Source organism: Bacillus sp. 196mf, assembly GCF_003217275.1.
In the GTDB taxonomy this organism is placed as follows: Bacteria; Bacillota; Bacilli; order Bacillales; family Bacillaceae_G; genus Bacillus_A; species Bacillus_A thuringiensis_S.
On sequence record NZ_QJTG01000014.1, the window covers coordinates 23,808 to 45,965 of the forward strand.

Below are 22,158 nucleotides of genomic sequence, written 5' to 3' on the forward strand. Positions count from 1 at the left end.
CCATACTTTTATTTTTTCATAATCCTAACAGAAAAAAAAGAGGAATTTGTAATATTCTTTATGAAATTGTCGGTGTTTGTATTGATTCTGTTACAGTATTAACAGGATCTACTCTTACAAGTATGACATCCTCCCCAATTTTCACAATTTCCTTCCAAGGAATTACAATCTCAACATCTTTTCCAAAAATACCTAGCATACGTGTCTGTTTGGAAATAATAACAGAACAAACTTGCCCTGTGTTCATATCAATTTCAATATCTCCAATATTCCCAATCCTTTTTCCATCTGAAATATTTATAACATCCTTCATCTGTAACTCTGAAATTCGTATCACCATTTTTACCCTCTCCCTTATATGACGAATTGGAAGCTGTTTCTCATATTTACAGGAAGCCACCTATACGAAACACCATGCTAGTTTCATTATATGAACACTAATCCCCTACTATGAGCACAAACCATATTACATATAAAAAGGTCTCACCATAATTGGTGAGACCTTATCCTTGAATCGTTTTATTCATTTGTTTAATGGCTGACTTCTCTAAACGTGATACTTGAGCTTGGGAAATCCCAATTTCTTCTGCAACTTCCATCTGTGTCTTTCCTTGGAAGAAACGTTTTCTAATAATCATTTTCTCTCGATCATTTAAACGCTTCATTCCTTCTTTCAATGCTAGTTCTTCAACCCACTGCTCGTCCTTTTGTTTTTCATCACTTAACTGATCCATAACAAAGATAGGATCTCCTCCATCATTATAAATCGGTTCAAATAATGAAACTGGATCTTGAATTGCATCTAAAGCAAATACTATCTCTTCATGAGTTACTTCTAGTACTTTTGCAATATCCATTGCTGTTGGTTCTTTTGAATTTTCTGCAATTAACTTCTCTCTTACTTGCAAAGCTTTATACGCAATATCTCGCAATGAGCGCGATACGCGAATCGGATTATTATCACGCAAATATCTGCGTATTTCCCCAATAATCATCGGCACAGCATACGTTGAAAATTTTACATTTTGGCCTAAATCAAAATTATCAATTGATTTCATAAGTCCGATGCAACCAACTTGGAATAAATCGTCAACATATTCTCCTCTGTTATTAAATCTTTGGATGACGCTCAGTACAAGACGTAAGTTTCCATTCACTAATTTTTCTCTTGCGCTTATCTCTCCACTTTGCATTTCACGAAATAATTTACGCATCTCTTCATTTTTTAATACTGGAAGTTTAGCTGTATCAACACCGCAAATTTCTACTTTGTTTCTCGTCAAAGTGTTCCCTCCTATCGGGAGTTGCTGTACAGTGTAAAGTATTTCCTTTGAAGGGGATTTTATGCATATGGTTTTTTCACGATTTTTCATTTAAATTATCTTTCCTAATACAACTAAATAGAATAAGACCAGCCTACATAACGGCTGGTCCTATTCTTCACACCATTTTATTAAATTCTTTTCGTAATCTTTTTATAATTCTTTTTTCTAAACGCGAAATGTATGACTGTGAAATCCCAAGCATATCCGCCACATCTTTTTGCGTCTTTTCCTCTCCTCCAGCAAGCCCAAACCGAAGTTCCATAATTTGTTTTTCACGATCATTTAATTGGTGTAATGCTTTCATTAAAAGGTGACGATCTACAGTAGCTTCTAAATCTTTTGTAATAATATCATCATCTGTACCTAACACGTCAGACAACAATAGTTCATTCCCATCCCAATCAATGTTTAGCGGTTCATCAAAAGAAACTTCCGAACGATTTTTGTTATTCCGACGTAAATGCATTAAAATTTCATTTTCTATACAACGCGATGCATATGTTGCTAATTTTATTTTCTTTTCTGGATTAAATGTATTTACCGCTTTAATAAGGCCGATTGTTCCTATACTAATTAAATCTTCAATATTTATCCCTGTATTTTCAAACTTTCTTGCTATATATACAACGAGCCTTAAGTTGCGTTCAATAAGTAATGACCTTGCTGCCTGATCTCCTTTTGGCAATTTATTCAAAAGAACTTCCTCTTCTTCTTTCGTTAACGGTGGTGGCAACGCTTCACTTCCACCAATATAATAAATTTCATCGGTCTTAATTCCTAATTTCAGCAATACTTTATACCAAAGGTATACTAAATAAAATTTTAATTTCATCATATTATCCCGCCTCTCATTATTAAGCGATCACCATTTTTTGTGAAATCAACATTTTTGGATGCACAATACATTGATACTCCCCATTAGTAGACAGTTGTTGTGTATTTAATCCAATTAATACTTTGTTTACAACAATAGAACTACCTTCATGATCAACTTGCACACTGTCAGGCTTAATTGCCCACAAAAATTTACTTTCTACTCCTACTGCACGGAAAGGAATTAAACGTAATTTTGTCGCCCAACCAGAATCATTTTCTGGTATTTGAGGAATTTCTGTTTTGGAATAAATTTGTTCTGTTAACCAAGATGGTAAGCAATGTTCTAATGATGAAACATGCATAATCATAACGGGTGTTTTTGTTAATGGGTCGTAAAGTTGGTTCCCACTGTCAATAAGACCTGCCAGTTCTAGTTCTTCTTCCGCTAATTGAATTTTTACTTTCACAATTTGGTCATAGTGTATTTTCGTGACCTCTACGCTTTCAATACGCTTTTTAGAAAAATAATAAATTACCGGAAAACCAAAAATAACAAATAACCAACTAATTGGATCGCCGTAAGAAATTGACTGAGATTGAACCAATCCATTTACCATTTCATTCGTTTGCAAAAAGAAATGAGTTCCAATTAATCCTCCGCCAACCATAAAGGTTACAAAGTAAAAAGTAAAAACAGTTTGTGCATAATTTCTAAATGTTGTAAACCCAAATGCTGTATACACAATAAGTAACGAGTACAGTAGTTTCATAATTGGATGTGTCATCATAGAAGCAAAAGGAGTAAAGGCAAAAATAACAATAGTTGAACCTATAAATGCCCCTAACACAAGCCTCCATCTTTTGATCTTCTTTTTTAACACGGTAGCTGTTAATAAAAGCAAAAGAAAATCAATGCAGGCGTTTAACAACCAAACAACGTCGGCGTAAACAACCAAACAATTCACCTCTTTTTTCAAGTTGAGACTAGTATAATGCATATCCAATAGGAAAGTGTGTCAATTTGCGGAGGTGTTTTTTTGTTATTTTGTGATTTCTAGACATAATCTGTCGGTAAAAAATAAAAGTACAAATTCATAGAATGATATACTCTTATTTTCACCAACAAAATATATTGAAATATACGAAATAAAAAAAGACCTGCTTAGCAGGTCTTTTCCATTTAAAAAACAAAAAAGGAGCATGAAAGCTCCTTTTTTTATCGTCTACGACGGTTACGTAAAAATGCTGGAATATCGATATCATCTGAATCTGAATGACGCTCATGTACAACTGGCTCTTCACGCTTCATTTCACGTTTTACTTCACGTTGTTTTGAAGGTTGAGCTACTGGTTGTTGCTGTTGTTGCGTGTGGTTCGCATTCGGACGAATAATTGGTTTTGGTGGTTGAGTTGCAATGCTATCATCAAAACCAGTTGCAATTACAGTTACAACGATATCATCTTTTAATCCTTCGTTAATAACAGAACCGAAGATCATATTTACTTCTGGATCTGAAGCTGAAGCTACGATATCTGCCGCTTCTTGTACTTCATATAAGCTTAAGTTAGCGCCACCCGTAATGTTCATGATAACACCTTGAGCTCCATCAATAGATGTTTCTAGTAATGGACTAGAAATCGCTTTTTTCGCAGCTTCTGCAGCACGATTTTCCCCGTTACCAGAACCAATACCCATTAAAGCAGAACCTCTATTAGACATAATTGTCTTTACGTCTGCAAAGTCTAAGTTAATTAAACCTGGCGTTGCAATTAAATCCGAAATACCTTGAACACCTTGACGTAATACGTTATCAGCTTCACGGAATGCTTCTAACATTGGCGTATTTTTATCAACAATCTCTAATAAGCGATCGTTTGGAATTACAATAAGAGTATCTACATTTTCTTTAAATGCTGCAATACCAGATGCTGCTTGCGTCGCACGCTTACGTCCTTCAAAAGTAAATGGACGTGTTACAACACCAACTGTTAAAGCACCTAATTCTTTTGCAACTTGAGCAACAACTGGAGCTGCACCAGTTCCAGTTCCACCGCCCATACCGGCAGTTACGAAGACCATATCCGCACCACGAAGTGCTTCTTGGATCTGTTCTTTACTTTCTTCTGCAGCTTTTTTCCCTACTTCAGGGTTTGCGCCTGCACCAAGTCCACGCGTTAATTTTCCACCAATTTGCATTTTCGTTTCAGCTTTTGATAGATTTAATGCTTGTGCATCAGTGTTCACAGCGATAAAGTCTACACCTTGTACACCGTGTTCAATCATACGGTTTACAGCATTGTTTCCGCCACCGCCGACACCGATAACTTTTATATTCGCTAATTGATCTTGAGTAGTATCAAACTCTAACATGTCGAAATCCCCCTAGAACCTCATTTTTCGTGTCCAATTTTAATCCCATAAATAACGGAATACACGTTTTACTTTTGACATCATGCGGTCATCATTTTGATTATTATTGTTTTGATTACGAGTTTTTTGTTTTGCAGGTTGCTGTTGTACCGGCGTTGGTGCTGGTGCTGGTACTGGTTCAAAATGCTCTTGCTTTTCCTGCACATTTTTCCCACGTAATTTAGCTTTTTGATAAGAATGTTTAATTAATCCAACTCCACTTGTATATTGGGGCTCACGCACACCAATATAATCAGGAGTTGCTACACGAACATTTTCATGTAAAATATCATATGCAAGGTCAAGAACACCTGGCATAGAAGCAATTCCACCAGTTAGTACATAACCAGAAGCCACTTGCTTTACTCCTAACTTACGCACTTCATCTTGAACAAACATTAAAATTTCCTCTACACGAGCCTCTATTATATCCGATAATTCCAACTGAGAATATTGTTCTGTTTGATCACTTCCCATAATAGGAACCGTAAACATCTCTTCTTCAGATGCTGTATCATAAAAAGCATGTCCATATTTCAACTTAATTTGATCTGCATTTTCTGTTGAAGTTTTCAACCCAATCGCAATATCCTTCGTTATATGGTCTCCACCTAATGGTAATACGCTCGTCGCTTGTAACTCTCCATCTTTAAAAATAGATAAAGTTGTAGATCCTCCCCCCATATCAACAAGGGCTACTCCTCTATTTTTTTCATCTGAAGATATAGCAACTGTTGCAGCCGCTAAAGGTTGAAGACAAATATCAACAATTTCAAGACCTGCTTTTTCTACACAACGAAGTAGGTTATGTAGTAAAGTTCTCGAGCCTGTAATAAGTGTACCTTCCATTTCTAATCTTACACCGATCATCCCGCGTGGATCGTTAATCTCGTCAAGACCGTCTACGATGAACTGTCGAGGTACCACATCAATAAACTCACGTTCTGGAGCAATTGACACAACTTGTGCTGCATCTAGAACGCGTAAGACATCTTCATTCCCGATTTCACGATCTTCATTTGAAACAGCGACTACTCCGTGACAAGGAAGTAGCTGTACCTGGTTTGCATTGACACCTACTACAACTTGCTCAATGTGGATTCCCACCATGCGCTCAGCTTGTTCAATTGCTTTTTTAATTGATCGAACAGTCTCGTCTATATCAACTATCGATCCCTTCTTTAAACCATTTGATTTTACATTTCCAACACCAATAATGTTTAAGCTGTCATTAACCATTTCACCAATGATGACTTTAACATTGGATGTACCGATGTCAAGACTAACATATATTTCATTGCTGTTCATTCTTTGGCACCTCCTTCTTTATTTATACCATACAACTCAATATATGGAACAACAATCGCAACTTTACTATTTATAAGAAAAATATTCAACGTCTTTATACGTTTCCCTTTTTTAACCCTATATTTTTCTTATTTTTATTTAGCATTCAATTAAGAATATCGCAGTAAACTATGAATAACTGCTTATCTTGAAATAATTCTATTTCGAGTGTAAAGTTTACCGCCAAGTATAAGTCTACACTAAGATGTACTCATAGAAAAGTGAAACTTGTACCAATACTAGTATGAATCTAAGAATTTTTACATATTTTTCATCAAATAAACCATTCTTCTAAATTCGTATACATATAATAGAACATTCGTTTTGTTTTTTCTGCTATAATCAACGAAAACTACCATTCTATTCTTTTTTTTCTTCCGCACCTAATTCTTTCGTATATGCACCTACTTCTAAGTCAATTAATACCTTCTTACCTGGCTCAATTGTTTTTAAAATAAGCGGATAGGCTTCCATACGTTTTGCAAAATTTTGAATCGTAGTGCTCACTTCATAACCTTCATTCATATATAAAGTAAGATGATCTTCATTCGCATTCGTTGGTGAATAGCGAATCTCCGAAATAGATTTTAAAATAGCTGGTGTTAATTTTTCTAGTTCAGCGATTAACTCCTTCATTTTCTCTTCTTTAAAAGGTTCGAAAATCGGTGCTGCAACAGGAAGTTTTCCATTAGGTAGTACATCAAGCGTTTTTCCATTTTCTAATAACGGTTGTAATTTTCCCTCTTTATTTATATAACCAATCGTTAAATATTCTTCGATATGAATATCAATCTTGTTTGGAAAACGTTTTTTTACATTTACTGCTTTAATTTCTTTTCGCTTCGTTAAGTTTTCTTCAGCTTTATGTGCTGTCACTCGGAAATAACTTGTATCATATGTCACGCCTGAATCCTTCATTACTTGCTCATCCGTCATATAGTGATTTCCAAACACACTAATCTTTTTTATATTACTAAGCGGAGACCGAAAATAAATTAAAAAGAGCACTAATAAAAATAAAATTGATATGTATAAAATCAATCGATGATTAACATTTTTTTTGTTTTTTTTCTTTTGATTTTTCAATTTTGGTACACGATCTTGTAGTTTAATCACTTTACTATTATTCATGTACGATCCCCCTATGTAACATAAAGAACGGCATGTTCCTCATGCCGTTCTTATCTTCTTATTATAACATAAATGATAATGAGCGGAACGAATAACCGTTATCTTCCAATGATTTCTACTTCTGTATGCATATCTACATCAAATTTATCCTTAATTGTATGTTTTATTAATTCAATTAAGGACAATACATCTTGCGCTGAAGCTCCCCCGGTATTAACAATAAAATTGCCATGCATTTCAGAAATTTGAGCTCCACCAATCCTATAACCACGAAGCCCTGCTTTTTCTACTAAATCTCCTGCAAAATGTGGGATTGGATTCCGAAATACACTTCCTGCACACGGGTGATTCCATGGTTGCGTTTCACGGCGGTAATCTTTATTATTTTGCATGCTACGTACAATTTCTTCACGTTTTCCCGCCTGTAATTGAAACTCCGCCTCTAAAACAATACCAGGACGTTTCGTTTGCAATACAGATGCCCGATAAGAAAACTCCAGTTCTTTATTCATTAACCAGTCAATTGTACCGTCTTCAAACAGAATGAGAGCCTTCGATAATACACTCGATATATCCGATTTATGTGCACCTGCATTCATATATACTGCACCACCGACACTTCCTGGAATACCGCTTGCAAACTCCAATCCAGCTAACCCTTGACGACTAAGTAAAGTTGACAATTTAATAAGAGGATATCCACTACCAACTCTTACCTTATGTTTTTCGACCTCTAAGTGATCTAATCCTTCTCCTAAACGAATAACAACACCTTCTATGCCTTGATCAGATACAAGAAGGTTTGAACCGCGCCCAATTACAGTCCACTTCGTTTTGTATTGCTTTACTAACTGTAATGTTTTTTCAATACCGGCTACATGCTTTGGCACAATTAAAATATCCGCTGGTCCACCTATTTTCATAGTTGTATAACGTGCTAACGACTCGTTAACTAAAACATGACCAACGTCTGCTTCTATAAGCTCATTTACTAATTGTTCCATAGACAATCTCCCCCATATTAAGTCTCCTTATGACAATAATATGCAGGGCGTTCACCTAACGTTATCCCTCTATTTACGGGCAGTACAGCTCCTAAATCAAAATTCGGCGGTAACAAAGAAGTTAGGCGAGAATCGGGATGCCAGTAAACATCCGATTAGTGAAAGGTAATAATCAACGAGAAAGAATCACTCCCCACCGATTAAAGCCTCACTTTATTTTTTTACAAGCTTATTCATTACTTCATACAGCTTATTTGCTGCATCTGGAATACCTAGTTGCTTAGCAGCTAGCTTCATATTTTGTAATGTTTGTGCATCCAATAAAATCTCATCAATATCACGAATAAGCGTTTCAGCTGTTAAATCTTTTTCAAGTAACATTTTTGCCGCTCCTTTATCAACAACTGAACGTGCATTCTTTTCCTGATGATTATTTGTTACGTACGGACTCGGTATTAACACACTTGGTTTTCCTAACGCTGTTAATTCTGCAAGTGTTGTTGCCCCAGCCCTTGAAACAACAAGGTCTACACCAGTTAGTACCTCTGGCATATTATGAATGAACGGCTTAATAATAACATTGTTCGGGTTCCCTTTTTGCTTCACGGCTTCCATCACTTTGTCATAATGTACTTCACCTGTTACATATAGTATTTCGTAGCTTTTGTTCCCAAACTGTTCAATTGCTTCAACGAAGGCATCGTTAATCGGTCTAGCTCCACGACTTCCACCAAATATAAGTACAGACTTTTTAGGAAGAGAAAGCCCAACTGAACGTTTCCCTTTCATTCCATTTTGATCCATTACCTCTGATGCTCGCGGATTACCTGTCATTACCACTTTTGACTCTGGAAAATGCTCTGTAGCTGCTTCAAAACAAACAGCAACTTTATCAACATAACGACTTAAAAATTTGTTCGTTACACCTGGTACACTATTTTGTTCATGTACAATAGTTGGAATACCTAATTTGGCTGCAGCGTATACAACTGGTCCACATACATATCCACCCGTTCCAATTACGATATCCGGATTAAAACGACGAATATATCGTTTACTATCCTGTACACCTTTTAGAAAACGCATTACTGTTTTCACATTATCTAATGATATTTTTCGTTTAAATCCACTTATAACAATAGACTGAAATGGTATACCTGCTTTTGGAACGATTGTACTCTCTAGTCCATTTTCCGTACCAATATATAAAAATCTTGCTTCTGGATTTAACTTTTTTATTTCTCTAATTAAAGCAAGAGCTGGATAAATATGACCACCAGTACCCCCACCACTAACTAATACACGCACTACTAACTCCTCCGCTTCTCTTTTCTTATTTCCATTATATTTATTTCTATATACATATTGCATTTTTACACACATACGAAAAACCCTGTCTTATAAACAGGGTTTAGTAGCGAGAATGGCGACTTATATTTAATAATACACCTACTGCCATTAACATTAATGTCAAACTTGATCCACCATAACTTAAAAACGGCAAGGTAATACCCGTAACAGGCATCAGTCCTGTTACAACACCAACATTAATCATTACTTGAATCGCAATCATCGCCACAATACCTACTGCTAAAAACGTACCATATAAATCTGGCGCTCCTAATGCGATACGAATCCCGCGCCATAATAATAGACTAAATAATAATAACACAAATGAACCACCAATAAAACCTAATTCCTCGGATAAGATCGCAAATATAAAGTCAGTTTGTGGTTCAGGTAAATAAAGAAATTTTTGTCTACTTTGTCCAAGTCCAAGCCCAAATAATCCACCAGGTCCAATTGCGAGTAATGATTGGATAATTTGAAATCCACTTCCAAGCGGATCTGACCACGGATCTAAATATGATGTAATGCGTTTCATTCGATACGGTGCTGATGCAATTAATCCTACAAATCCCGCTACACCAATCAAACCAAACATTGCAAAGTGAAAGACCCTCGCTCCCGAAATAAATATCATAATGATACATGTCCCAACCATTACCGTTCCTGTCCCAAGGTCTGGCTGTAACATAATCATCCCAAAAGCAAGAAACACAAAACTAAGAGCCGGTAATAAACCACGTTTAAAAGATGTGATCAATTTTTGCCGTTCCGCTAAAAACTTCGCCAAGAAAATAATCATCGCAAACTTCATAAATTCTGATGGTTGAATCGAAAATGCTCCGATCCCAATCCAACTTCGTGCTCCTCCTCGAACAAGACCTACTCCAGGAATAAGAACGAGAATAAGAAGAATGAAGCAAACTAGCAAAATTACTTTTGAATACGTACGCCACACCCAATAATCAATTTTCATAATAAAAAACATAGCTACTACACCAAGACCCGCAAACAGTAATTGTCTTTTTGCAAAAAAGAATGAGTCCCCCATTTTATAAGAGGCCCAAACTGCACTCGCACTATAAACCATAATCATTCCGATTGTCAACAATGAAAGTGTTACGATGATGAGCATAAAATCAGGCGTTTTCTTCATTACCCACAAACACCACCTCTTTAGGCAGAACCTTTTGCCCTATGTAACAAAACATCAGTAGGTGTTAGCCTACTGATGTTTTGATTTACTTTATATAAGTTTATGCACAGCTTGTATAAAAATGTCTCCTCTTTCTTCAAATGTTTTAAATTGATCCCAGCTTGCACACGCTGGAGAAAGAAGAACAACATCACCTTCTTTAGAATGAGCATAAGCTTTCACCACTGCTTCATCTAAAGTATCGACACTTTCAATTATATCTAATCCCGCTTTTTCTGCCGCTCTTACTAGTTTGGGAGCTGTTTGTCCAAATGTTACAATCGCTTTTACATTTTTGAAATACGGAATTAAATCATCGAATTCATTTCCGCGGTCAAGCCCACCTGCTAGTAACACAATCGGTTGTGTAAACGCAGATAGTGCTTTCTCAGTCGCTAACATATTCGTTGCTTTTGAGTCATTATAAAACTTACGGTTGTTAATCGTTGTTACATATTCTAAACGATGTTTTACACCCGTAAAACGTTTTAACACGACCGTAATTGCTTCATTAGAAGTACCTAATAATTTCGCAATACTCATCGCAGCTAAAATATTTTCTAGATTATGTTGACCAGGTAAAACGATATCGCTTACTTCAACAACTTTTTCACCTTTGAAATAAAGAGCGTTATCTTTTATACACGCGCCATCTTCAATTTCTTTCGTTGTCGAAAACAAGATTTTTTGACCTTTAGTATCCGCAGATAAAGCCATCACATCTGCATCATCCGCGTTTATTACACTATAATCGTTTTCTGTTTGGTTTTTAAAAACATTTGCTTTTGCTAAACCATATTCCTTCTTCGTCCCATGATAATCTAAGTGGGCTTCAAATAAGTTTAAGAACGCTGCAATTTTAGGCTGGAACGATTCTACTCCCATCAATTGGAACGATGAAAGTTCTGTAACTACAACTTCATTTTCTTTTGCATCCTGTGCTACTTCACAAGCTACAGTTCCTATATTCCCTGCAATAACAGGATGCTTTTGTCCTTCTTTTAACATTTCAAATGTCAGCATTGTTGTCGTCGTTTTACCATTAGATCCTGTAATTCCAACAAATGGCGCTTTTGAAATACGATATGCTAATTCAACTTCCGTAACAATTGGAATTTGCTTTTCTTTCGCAGCAACTAATATTGGATTAGAATACGGGATTCCTGGATTTTTAACGACAAGAGAAATATTTCTCTCTAATAATTCTAAAGGATGGCCACCGCATACAACGTCCATTCCTTTTGCTTGTAATTCTGCAGCAAGTACATTGTCAGCTAAAGGCTTTCCGTCATTTACAATGACATTCGCCCCTAACTTTTGTAACAATGTAGCTGCTGCATAACCACTTTTTGCAATGCCTAATACAAGAATATTCTTATTTTGAAATTCAGTTACAGTTTTCAATTACATCCACACCCCGATATAAATTCCTAACACAGCTAATAAAAATCCTGCAGACCAAAACGTCACAACAACACGCCACTCTGACCAACCACATAATTCATAATGATGGTGTAATGGACTCATTTTAAAGACACGTTTTCCTGTTGTTTTAAATGAAATGACCTGAATAATAACCGATAAAGTTTCCATGACGAATACTCCGCCAATAATTACAAGTAGCAATTCTTGTTTTAATAAAATCGCTACAGCTGCAATGGCTCCACCTAAAGCTAATGAACCTGTATCTCCCATAAACACTTTTGCTGGATTCGCATTGAATACTAAAAATCCAAGTACAGCTCCTACCACTGCCATACAGAATATCGCTACTCCAAATTGCTCTTGTGCCACAGCAATAATACTAAATGCTCCAAATGCAATAGCAGCTGTTCCTGATAATAAACCATCTAAACCGTCAGTTAAGTTAACTGCATTTGATCCACCAATAAGCATAAATAGTACAAGTACAAAATACGCCCAACCTAATTCAAACTTAACATCCGTTCCCGGAATCATAATGTATGTGTGGAACGCTTGCCCTTTTCCAATTAAAAAGAATGCAATAGCAATAACAAGCTGCCCTACTAATTTTTGTTTTGATGTTAAACCAAGATTTCTCTTCTTAACTACCTTTATGTAGTCATCTAAAAATCCGATTAATCCGTAACCAAACGTCACTAATAGTAATAACGAAACCTCTGCACCTAAATAATTAAACTTAATCGCCATAATAAGTGAAGTTACCATCATAGATACGTATATGACGATACCACCCATTGTCGGTGTCCCTGATTTTTTTTGATGTGACTTTGGTCCCTCATCACGAATACTCTGTCCGAACTTTAATTTTCTTAAAAATGGAATAAACAATGGCGAAAGGGCAACAGAAATTAAGAATGCTACCCCAGCCGTTACTAATAAACCTTGCTCAAGCACATGTAGTCCTCCTCTCACGTTGTTACTCTTCGTTGTTTAAACGCCCTGTAATTGCTTCTTTCGCAACTTCTCGATCATCAAAATGATGAACTTCTTTACCAATAATTTGATACGTTTCATGACCCTTACCAGCAATAATAATGATATCATCTGCTTTTACTTTAGTGATTGCATGGTGTATCGCTTCTTTTCTATCAATAATCACTTCATAATTATTTCCACTTGCACCATGTACCATATCATCTAAAATAGCCGCTGGATCTTCACTTCTTGGATTATCTGATGTGTAAATTGCATGAGTTGCATATTTTGTTGCAACACTTGCCATTATCGGTCTCTTCGTTCGATCCCTATCGCCACCACAACCAACGATACAATACACATCACCTTTTGCAAATTGTTTTGCAGTTTTTAATACATTTTCTAAACTATCCGGCGTATGTGCGTAATCAACAATAACTGTATAATTTTGTCCTCCATCAACAACTTCAAAACGCCCTGGAACCCCAGCTAGTTCCTTTATAACAGCAATGATTGTTTCTAATTTCACACCCGAAACAAGTCCTGCTGCTGTTGCTGCAAGTACGTTATACACATTAAATTTACCTATTAATTTCATCGTAACATTTACACTTTCATACGGTGTGACAAGGGTAAATGTAGTTCCGCCACTCGTCATAACGATATTTTTTGCCATAATGTCACTTGTTGTATCAATACCATATGTTACAACAGTTGCTGCAGTACTTCTCATATACTCTTCTGTTACATTATCATCGCTATTCAGCACAGCGTACTTTTCACGATTATGATTATAACTATTGCCAAGCTGTGCAAATAGTAACCCTTTTGCATGTTTATATTCTTCCATCGTTTTATGATAGTCTAAATGATCTTGTGTTAAGTTCGTAAACACCGCTACATCGTAATCACATCCGTGTACACGACCAAGATCTAACGCATGTGACGAAACTTCCATTACCGTGCTGTCCACACCTTGTTCAACCATTTTTGAAAACGTCTGTTGAAGTGTTAGTGCATCTGGTGTTGTATTTTTCACCTCAAATGTTTCATCACCGATTTTCATATTAATCGTTCCAATTAGCCCTGTTTTATGACCATGTGCTCGCATAATCTCATCCATAATATGCGATGTTGTTGTCTTTCCATTTGTACCTGTAATTCCGATTAAATGTAACTTGTGTGTCGGTTGACCATAAAAATAATCAGCTAAAACCGCTAACGAACGAAAAGTATTTTTCACAAGTACAACTGGAACGTCAACATCAATTGGTCTTTCCGCAACAATAGCAGCCGCTCCTTGTGCCGCTGCTTGCTTAGCAAAATCATGGCTATCAACCGTATATCCTTTCATACATACAAATAAGCTTCCTTCTTTCACTTTACGTGAATCAGCTTCTATAGATGTGATTTCTGGATTTTCTTTTGGAACAACTGGAAAATCATGCAAACATGATAAAAGTGTATGCAACTTCATTTCACTAAACCCTCTCTACATTGTTTATTTATCTTTTTTTCAGTAAGCAACACATTACCTCCTATATAAGGAGGTAATTGCTACTGGCCTATTTATGACTGAGACACTTATTGTCTCAAGTTAAGTAACTGTTCTATAAAGAACTCACTTCCACCAATTGTACCATAAAACGTACTATGTTACCTTTAATTCCCGAAGTAAATTCTAATTTTTGAGCCTTCTTTTACTTTAGCTCCCGCTTCTGGTGATTGCTTAATTACTTTCTCTCCATCTCCACTTATATCAAGCTGCAAATCGACGAGTTGTGTTTGTAAATCTTTCTTTTTCATTCCAATTAAATTCGGAACTTCCACAGTTGGTGTATCGCCCCATTTATATTCTTTTTCAACTTGTTCTTTTCTCGGTTTCACTCCCATAACAGGAAGCGCATCTCGAAGGATATTCCCGACAATTGGAGCTGCTACCACTCCACCAAACTGTGTAACCCCTTTTGGATTATCAACAGCAACATACACAACAATCTCTGGATCATCCGCTGGAGCAAATCCGATAAAAGATACAATATAATTATTCTCTAAATATTTACCATCTTTCACCTTTTGAGCAGTACCCGTTTTTCCACCTACACGATATCCATCAATATAAGCACCTTTACCAGAACCTTTCGCTACAACATTCTCTAATGCATAACGAACTTTTTCTGAAGTTTCCTTGGAAATAACTTTTCTTTTCTCAACAGGTGTCTTTTTACTAACAACTTGATTATTTTTCGGATCAATAAACTCCTTAGCTATATACGGCTGATACAATGTTCCACCATTTACAGCCGCCGCTACAGCTGCTACTTGTTGAATTGGTGTAACAGAAACCCCTTGGCCGAATGAAGTTGTCGCTTGCTCTACTGGACCAACTTTATCTAAATTAAATAAAATCCCACTGCCTTCACCTTGCAAGTCAATCCCAGTCTTCTGCCCAAAACCAAAATTACGAATGTATTTAAATAATCGGTCTTTACCAAGGCGATCACCAAGTTCAATAAATCCCGGGTTACATGAGTTTTGAACGACTTCTAAAAACGTTTGACTGCCATGACCTCCTGCTTTCCAGCATTTCAATCTAGCTCCACCGACTTCAGCTGCTCCATCATCATAAAACGTATCCTTCTCTAAGTCTACTAAATTTTCATTCAATGCTGCAGCTAGGGTAATGATCTTAAATGTTGAACCAGGCTCATACGTACTCCACACAGGTAGATTTCTGTTATACACTTCTGGAGAGACACTTTGAAAATCCGCTGGATCAAAACTCGGCCGACTAGACATCCCTAAAATTTCACCATTTTTAGGGTTCATTGCAATTGCAATCATACCGTCTGGATTATAAGTTGACTCCGCAATATTCATTTCTCTTTCCATAATCCTTGTAATACGCGCATCGATTGTTAATCCTAAATTTAAACCGGCTTCTGGTTTTTTGAAATCATCACCAACATTAGGCATCCTTTGCCCTTTCGCATCTGCAAAAAAACGCACATGACCTTTGTCTCCATTTAGCTCTTTATCATAATATTTTTCTAGTCCCATAAGACCTTGGTTATCGCTACCAGCAAAACCTAATACATGTGATAAAAAGTTTCCAAATGGATAGTACCGGATAGAATCCTCTGCGATATACACGCCCTTCAAACTTAATCCTCGTACTTCTTTCGCTTTGTCATGTGATATTTTCCTTCCGCCTTTATCTAACCTTACAATCGATTCTTTTTTTGTAATTCTTTTATAAATCTCATCTTTTTCCACACCTAATACTGCAGCTAACTTCTCTGCAGTCTCTGCTGGTTTTTCAATTTGCCTTGGTACAACAAAGACAGTTGGAGCACTTTTATTCGTGGCAAGTTCCACACCATTTCGGTCTAAAATTTTCCCACGTTCGGGTTCAAAAGTAATATTACGACTCCATGAATCTTTCGCACGATCCGTTAACATATTCCCAAGAAAAAATTGCACATATCCAAGACGAATATCGATAATAGTGAAAATAAGTATACCTGATATAAGTATAAAAATAAGTCGTTTTCTAACTGTTACATTTGATACACGCATATCGGAACAAGCCTCCCTTACGCCTAGCTTGTTCCAATATATGCTTGTACTTATTTAATTAGAACTTCTTCTCTTTTACCATTACGGCTTTTCTGCTTCTTGTTGTGGTTCGAGTGGCGGTACGAGTGTGACACCTAATTCTGTACCAGGTTGTAATAATGTTCCTTCCGCCACACTTTGTTCTGTTACGTATCCTGTACCAGAAGGTTTCAAGTTAAGCTGTAATGTCTTCGCTAAATTCATAACATCACGCAGTGCCCATCCTTGTATATTTGGCATTGTAGGCTTATCTCCTACCAAGAAGACTCGGTCGCCTTTTAATGTTTGTTCAGTCGCTTTTGGTACTTGTTGCTGTACTTTCCCTTCACCTAGTACGATTGGACGAAGTTTTGCTTTATCAATCGCTTTCCCCGCTTCAGCCATCGTTTTACCAGTTACATCTGGAACAGTAGTTTGTTGTTCTTTCAGATGTTTTTTCGGATCTTTCACTTCATTTGGCTTAATCTTTAAATACTCTAAACTATTTTTTGTTACATATTTAAAAATATCAGCTAAAGGTTGTGCGCCGTTCTCATCATCTTTTAATTTCGGCTGTTTAACAGCTACATACACAACAAGTTGTGGATCGTCCATTGGTGCCATACCTAAGAATGAGAATATATAATTCTGTCTTCCTGTCATATAGCCGCCTTTTCCATCCGGAATTTGCGCTGTACCTGTTTTACCACCAACTGAATATCCATCAATTTTATAAGCTGTCCCTGTACCTTTCGGAGATGTAACAACACGTTCTAATAACTGTCTTACTTGCGCTGCTGTTTCCTTTGTAACAGGTTTTCCTACTTCTTCTGGCTTATGTTCTAATTTTACTTTGTCTGTTATTGGATCTACAATTTTATCAATTGCATAAGGTTTCATCATTTTCCCATCATTTGCAATGGCCGTTGCAGCTTGTACAAGCTGAATTGGTGTTACAGTGGAACCTTGTCCAAAAGCTGTTGTCACTTGTTGTATTTGCTGATCAAATAAAATTGTATTCGATCCTTCACCTGATAAATCAATGTTCGTTTTTTCATCTAATCCAAAACTATGAATATATTTTCGGAAACGTTCTGGACCAAGTTTTTGATCTCCTAAAATTGCAAACGCTACGTTTGAAGAACGCTCTACCCCTTCATCAAACGTGATAGAGCCCCAACCAGCACCACCGTTATGATCTTTTATTTTCCTATTTCCGACTTGATATGTCCCGGACTGATAATAATCTTGCCCTTTGTACACACCTTCATTAATAGCTGCCGCTAACGTGAAAATTTTCATTGTTGATCCCGGTTCAAATGCATTGGCAATTGCGTCATTATAAAAATATTTATTATTCTCTATGTTCGGATCATAACTAGGTTTACTAGACATTGCTAATATTTTCCCCGTTTTCGGATCCGCCACAATTCCAATTAAACTTTCCGGCTCATAATGTTGACTCGCCGATTTCATCGCGTCTTCTAAATAACTTTGAATACGTTGATCCATTGTCAAATATACATTATCTCCATTTTTAGGTGCCTTCACATTCACTTTCCCACCGTCAAGAGATACCCCCCTACGATCACCTGTATAAGCTACCTCTCCATTTGAAGCTCCTAAATATTTATCCAAACTTTTTTCTAATCCAAATTGACCTACTGCAATTCCATCTTCATTCGGTTTCGCATGCCCTATAACATAAGATGCGAAATCACCATTTGGATAAACTCTCGCATTTTCGGTAATAAAAGAAACCCCTGGCAATTTCAATGCTTCTATTTGTTCTTTCTTTTCTTTCGTCAAGCCCTTACCTATCTTCCCAAATTCCACTTGACTTTTATCTTTATTTAACGTGGCTAAAATATCCTCTTCGCCTTTTCCAAGTACTCCTGCAATTTTCTTTGCAGTATCTTCTTTATTCTCAACTGAGTTAGCACCTTTTAGTGCAGCTACCATTTTGTAAGAGTTTGCGTCTTGCGCTAACACATGACCGTTTTGATCATAAATGGTTCCTCGGTTCGCTTCAAGAACTCCTGTTTTACTATGCTTTTGTTTAGCAAGTGCATCTAAATCCTGATTATGAACTGTTCCTGTTGATTGTATGTAAAAAAATCGGGCTAATAACAGCAAAAAGAGCAGGAGGAAAAATATCATAAAATAACCTGCTCCCTTATTGGTATGAAATTTAGTCATATTCTTCATCGTTCCTTCACACCTATTGCCTTATTTGAGGCCTTTCACATTATTCGCATTAATTTCTAGCCCATGTTTTTTTGCAACTTCAGCGATTCGTTCATAGCGACTTAACTTCTCTACTTCAGCTTGTAATTCTTGATTTTCTTTTTGCTGCTGTACAATTTTTTCTTCTATCGTCGCTGCTTCTACATTAACTTGATAAAGGCCTGCTTTATTTCCAATAAACGCGACACAGGCATACAATAAAAAGCCAATAAACGCTACATACAACAGTTTTTCGATTCTTGTAATTTTCGCTTTAACCTTCGGCTTAGCCATCTGCTGTGGGGGCGTTTGAATTTGCACCTCTTCTTGCGCTTGTTGTTTGTACTTTACAGCTAAATTAGTCATACCTCTCTCTCCCTTTTATCGTTTTTCAGCGATTCTCAACTTCGCAGAACGCGCACGATTATTTTCTTCTAACTCTATATCAGAAGGTAAAATCGGTTTTCTTGTAATAAGCTTTAATTTCGGCTTAAATTCTTCAGGAATAATCGGTAATCCTGGCGGCAATTGTGGCGTTGTACTATTTCGCTTAAACGTTGTTTTACAAATACGATCTTCTAATGAATGGAATGTTATAACACTAACCCTTCCACCTGGCTTAACCACCTCAATAGCAGATTCCAATGCTTCTTCAAATACTTTTAATTCATCATTTACAGCTATACGAATTGCCTGAAACACTCGCTTAGCAGGATGCCCACCCGTTCTACGAGCAGGAGCCGGAATACCTTCTTTAATTAGCTCTACTAATTCTCCTGTCGTTTCAATAGCTTTATTCTCACGATAAGCTTCAATTTTTCTTGCAATTTGTTTTGAAAATTTCTCTTCACCGTATTGGAAGAAAATCCTTACAAGTTGTTCATATGACCAGCTATTTACAACATCATACGCTGTTAATGGGGCATCTTGATCCATCCGCATATCTAGCGGTGCATCATGATGATAACTAAAGCCTCGTTCTGGTGTATCTAATTGTGGGGATGAAACACCTAAATCAAATAAAATACCGTCTACTTCTGTTATACCTATTTCTTGCAGTTTTTCAGCTAAATAACGGAAGTTACTCTTTACTGTTATAAACTGTTCACCGTATGAAGAGAACTTTTCTTTCGCGTTTTGAATCGCTATCTCATCTTGATCAAACGCTATTAATTTTCCACCTTCAGTTAATTGGGATAATAAATAAGAACTATGTCCTCCTCCCCCCAGTGTACAATCTACATATGTACCATCTGGCTTTATATCTAAGCCGTCTACTGTTTCCTTTAAAAGCACTGTTACGTGTTTAAACATTGTTGCACCTACTCTTTTTCCAATTAATTATGTTGAATGTATCCCTTCCTCTAAGCACATATTTCACGCTTAGAGAATGAAATAATACGAAAGAACGACTCATTTAACTTACCAACAAAGGCAACATACTATACAAATCGCTATTTTCTTTTATTATATACTAAATTTTATCATCTTTTGCGGGAATTTAAATAAAAAACTGTCGAAAAAGCGAATAATACGTTTACATTTTGTGCTATTTTGTCATATATTTAAGTATCCAACACAATTACCATATCCAACACTTTTTGATTGATAATTCAGAAAAAAATCACTTCACAGTAAATTCAACGGAATAAAAATAAAATCCTGCTCCAAAGAGCAAGATTTTATAGTTTTATAACATGATGTTTTCCGTCCCAAGAAAAAGGGTTTTCCATTACACGATCAACGAAATCCAAACCAAACTGATTTAAATAATAACATACATTCCACACACGTTCTTGCGGCGCACCTAATGGACGAAGTGCGAATTGTATACGGCGGAATTTATTTAGCTGAACCTCATACTTTTTCTCAACATTTCTTTTCAACATTCTTTCCAGCAGTTCAATTTGTTCATTAATTTTCAATTCGTTTTTCCCTGCAAACGCACCTAATCCTGGCTCTATTTTCTTTACAAATTGCTGTAAAGATATATGAATATCGGCAATTTCTTTTTTCGCCTTTTCAAAATGATCATCAATCGGTTCCTCTACTCGATTAGACAACCAGTTTTCACGCAGTTTATCGACATCATTTAAAAACGGATCACTTTCTCTCAATTGCAGATCGAATAAATCTGTCGCTATATCTCTCTCCACATAAGTAATTGTAAGACGAGGAACGACAGGTGGCATTTGAAAACCGACAGTATGGAATACTTGTTGTAATTCACTCCAATAAGCTAATTCCCCTGGACCTCCAATAAATGCGAGCGTAGGAAATACATACTCTTGCATAAGAGGACGCGTTACAACATTATTACTAAAACGTGCCGGATTTCTCTCCATTTCTTCAATCAACTCTTCATATGAAAAGGAATGCGCCCCATCCTTTCCAACAAACTTACCTTGATGCTCTTCAAGCAATACTCGTTCATTATCTATTTCCATGAATATATGCACTGCATGAGACTTCGTTTCAATAATCGGTTTGTATCCTAGTTCTTTAATTACTTCCTGCTGATTACGAAGCCCCTCTTGCACCTCTTTATACTTACCTATAATTCGCTTAAAAAATGGAATTTCTAACTTTCTTAATTCAGGATGATGTGAATCAACAAGGATTAAACCAGAATTAGCAAAGATTTTCGTAATAAGATGAGCAAAGAAATCTACATACGTATTCGATTTTTTCAAAGCATCATCAACAAATTTTAATACATCCTTTGTAAAATTTGTTTCTGGGTATGTTTTAAAAATCTCTTCAATCCAACTTCTACAATCTTCAACAGAAAGTTCAGACTCAGAAGCACTCGCCTTTTTCGGATTACGATCATAAAAAATAGTTTTTTTCATCTTTTTATTTTTTGCTACAAAAGTATGGTTAATCTCATCCATATCATGATCTTCACCCGCAATCCAGAAGACAGGGACAACTTTAACTCCTAAACTTTCTTCCTTTTCCTTTGCAAGCTGTAAAATTGAAATAACTTTATGAATTGTATAAAGCGGTCCAGTTAATAACCCCGCTTGTTGTCCAGCTATAACAACATATGTATTTTCATCTCCAAGCGCTTTTACATTTTGAAGTGTAGATTCTCCCGCTTGTAATTTTGTATTATATTCTAATAAATGCGCTACTAAATCTTGGCGGAAAAACTCCCTTTCACGCAAATCATGTAAACGTTGTTTAAAAGCATCTTCTGTTAACATATAATCAAAACATGACTGTATCTCTTTTTTACCGTTCATATAGTCCGCTACAACACCTTGTTGCGGAACAGAGATTTCTTTTATCTCCATATAATTCTTCCTTTCGTATCCAGTTCTCTCACCAATCCACATTGTAGTCAATGTTTCACTT

The 22,158-nt window shown here is 36.3% G+C and carries 18 protein-coding genes; all 18 read right to left on the minus strand.

Annotation, left to right across the window (positions count from 1 at the left end; genetic code table 11):
• Positions 1 to 58 precede the first annotated feature (58 nt).
• On the minus strand, positions 59 to 340 hold the full coding sequence (locus tag ATL10_RS18820; protein WP_000236749.1) for a YlmC/YmxH family sporulation protein: 282 nt from the start codon (positions 338 to 340) through the stop codon (positions 59 to 61).
• A gap of 163 nt (positions 341 to 503) precedes the next feature.
• Positions 504 to 1,283, minus strand: coding sequence for an RNA polymerase sporulation sigma factor SigG (gene sigG / locus ATL10_RS18825; protein ID WP_000197755.1), 780 nt, complete (start codon positions 1,281 to 1,283; stop codon positions 504 to 506).
• Positions 1,284 to 1,440: 157 nt separating this feature from the next.
• Positions 1,441 to 2,160 carry an RNA polymerase sporulation sigma factor SigE gene (sigE, locus tag ATL10_RS18830; RefSeq protein WP_000976948.1) on the minus strand — a complete coding sequence of 240 codons (720 nt, stop codon included), beginning with the start codon at positions 2,158 to 2,160 and terminating at the stop codon, positions 1,441 to 1,443.
• Positions 2,161 to 2,179: 19 nt separating this feature from the next.
• A complete protein-coding gene (gene spoIIGA, locus ATL10_RS18835) occupies positions 2,180 to 3,097 on the minus strand; it encodes a sigma-E processing peptidase SpoIIGA (RefSeq protein WP_142669976.1) in 918 nt (305 codons plus the stop codon).
• Between the two features lie 260 nt (positions 3,098 to 3,357).
• Positions 3,358 to 4,512 (minus strand): cell division protein FtsZ, encoded by a 1,155-nt coding sequence (gene ftsZ, locus ATL10_RS18840; protein ID WP_000888984.1) that lies wholly within the window; start codon positions 4,510 to 4,512, stop codon positions 3,358 to 3,360.
• Positions 4,513 to 4,551: 39 nt separating this feature from the next.
• Entirely contained in the window at positions 4,552 to 5,859 is a 1,308-nt protein-coding gene (gene ftsA / locus ATL10_RS18845; RefSeq protein WP_001087557.1) for a cell division protein FtsA, read from the minus strand.
• A gap of 399 nt (positions 5,860 to 6,258) precedes the next feature.
• Positions 6,259 to 7,029, minus strand: coding sequence for a cell division protein DivIB (gene divIB, locus ATL10_RS18850; protein WP_001065789.1), 771 nt, complete (start codon positions 7,027 to 7,029; stop codon positions 6,259 to 6,261).
• Between the two features lie 98 nt (positions 7,030 to 7,127).
• On the minus strand, positions 7,128 to 8,033 hold the full coding sequence (gene murB, locus ATL10_RS18855) for a UDP-N-acetylmuramate dehydrogenase (protein WP_090977174.1): 906 nt from the start codon (positions 8,031 to 8,033) through the stop codon (positions 7,128 to 7,130).
• A gap of 213 nt (positions 8,034 to 8,246) precedes the next feature.
• Positions 8,247 to 9,341 (minus strand): undecaprenyldiphospho-muramoylpentapeptide beta-N-acetylglucosaminyltransferase, encoded by a 1,095-nt coding sequence (gene murG / locus ATL10_RS18860; RefSeq protein ID WP_024927913.1) that lies wholly within the window; start codon positions 9,339 to 9,341, stop codon positions 8,247 to 8,249.
• A 103-nt stretch (positions 9,342 to 9,444) separates the two neighbouring features.
• Positions 9,445 to 10,536 carry a stage V sporulation protein E gene (gene spoVE, locus ATL10_RS18865; RefSeq protein WP_000753524.1) on the minus strand — a complete coding sequence of 364 codons (1,092 nt, stop codon included), beginning with the start codon at positions 10,534 to 10,536 and terminating at the stop codon, positions 9,445 to 9,447.
• 90 nt (positions 10,537 to 10,626) lie between these two features.
• Positions 10,627 to 11,979 (minus strand): UDP-N-acetylmuramoyl-L-alanine--D-glutamate ligase, encoded by a 1,353-nt coding sequence (gene murD, locus ATL10_RS18870; protein WP_000860103.1) that lies wholly within the window; start codon positions 11,977 to 11,979, stop codon positions 10,627 to 10,629.
• Positions 11,980 to 12,954, minus strand: a complete 975-nt coding sequence (gene mraY / locus ATL10_RS18875; protein ID WP_000893060.1) for a phospho-N-acetylmuramoyl-pentapeptide-transferase — start codon at positions 12,952 to 12,954, stop codon at positions 11,980 to 11,982.
• Positions 12,955 to 12,976: 22 nt separating this feature from the next.
• Positions 12,977 to 14,452 carry a UDP-N-acetylmuramoyl-L-alanyl-D-glutamate--2,6-diaminopimelate ligase gene (murE, locus tag ATL10_RS18880; RefSeq protein ID WP_000766289.1) on the minus strand — a complete coding sequence of 492 codons (1,476 nt, stop codon included), beginning with the start codon at positions 14,450 to 14,452 and terminating at the stop codon, positions 12,977 to 12,979.
• Between the two features lie 185 nt (positions 14,453 to 14,637).
• The gene (locus tag ATL10_RS18885) at positions 14,638 to 16,554 is read right to left on the minus strand and encodes a stage V sporulation protein D (protein WP_001266235.1); all 1,917 of its coding nucleotides are present in this window, start codon (positions 16,552 to 16,554) and stop codon (positions 14,638 to 14,640) included.
• A gap of 81 nt (positions 16,555 to 16,635) precedes the next feature.
• Entirely contained in the window at positions 16,636 to 18,771 is a 2,136-nt protein-coding gene (locus ATL10_RS18890; protein WP_435051922.1) for a penicillin-binding protein, read from the minus strand.
• Positions 18,772 to 18,801: 30 nt separating this feature from the next.
• On the minus strand, positions 18,802 to 19,164 hold the full coding sequence (ftsL, locus tag ATL10_RS18895) for a cell division protein FtsL (protein WP_000182804.1): 363 nt from the start codon (positions 19,162 to 19,164) through the stop codon (positions 18,802 to 18,804).
• Between the two features lie 15 nt (positions 19,165 to 19,179).
• A complete protein-coding gene (gene rsmH, locus ATL10_RS18900) occupies positions 19,180 to 20,112 on the minus strand; it encodes a 16S rRNA (cytosine(1402)-N(4))-methyltransferase RsmH (RefSeq protein WP_097924697.1) in 933 nt (310 codons plus the stop codon).
• Between the two features lie 368 nt (positions 20,113 to 20,480).
• Entirely contained in the window at positions 20,481 to 22,097 is a 1,617-nt protein-coding gene (gene bshC / locus ATL10_RS18905; RefSeq protein ID WP_069356136.1) for a bacillithiol biosynthesis cysteine-adding enzyme BshC, read from the minus strand.
• Between the last annotated feature and the right edge of the window lie 61 nt (positions 22,098 to 22,158).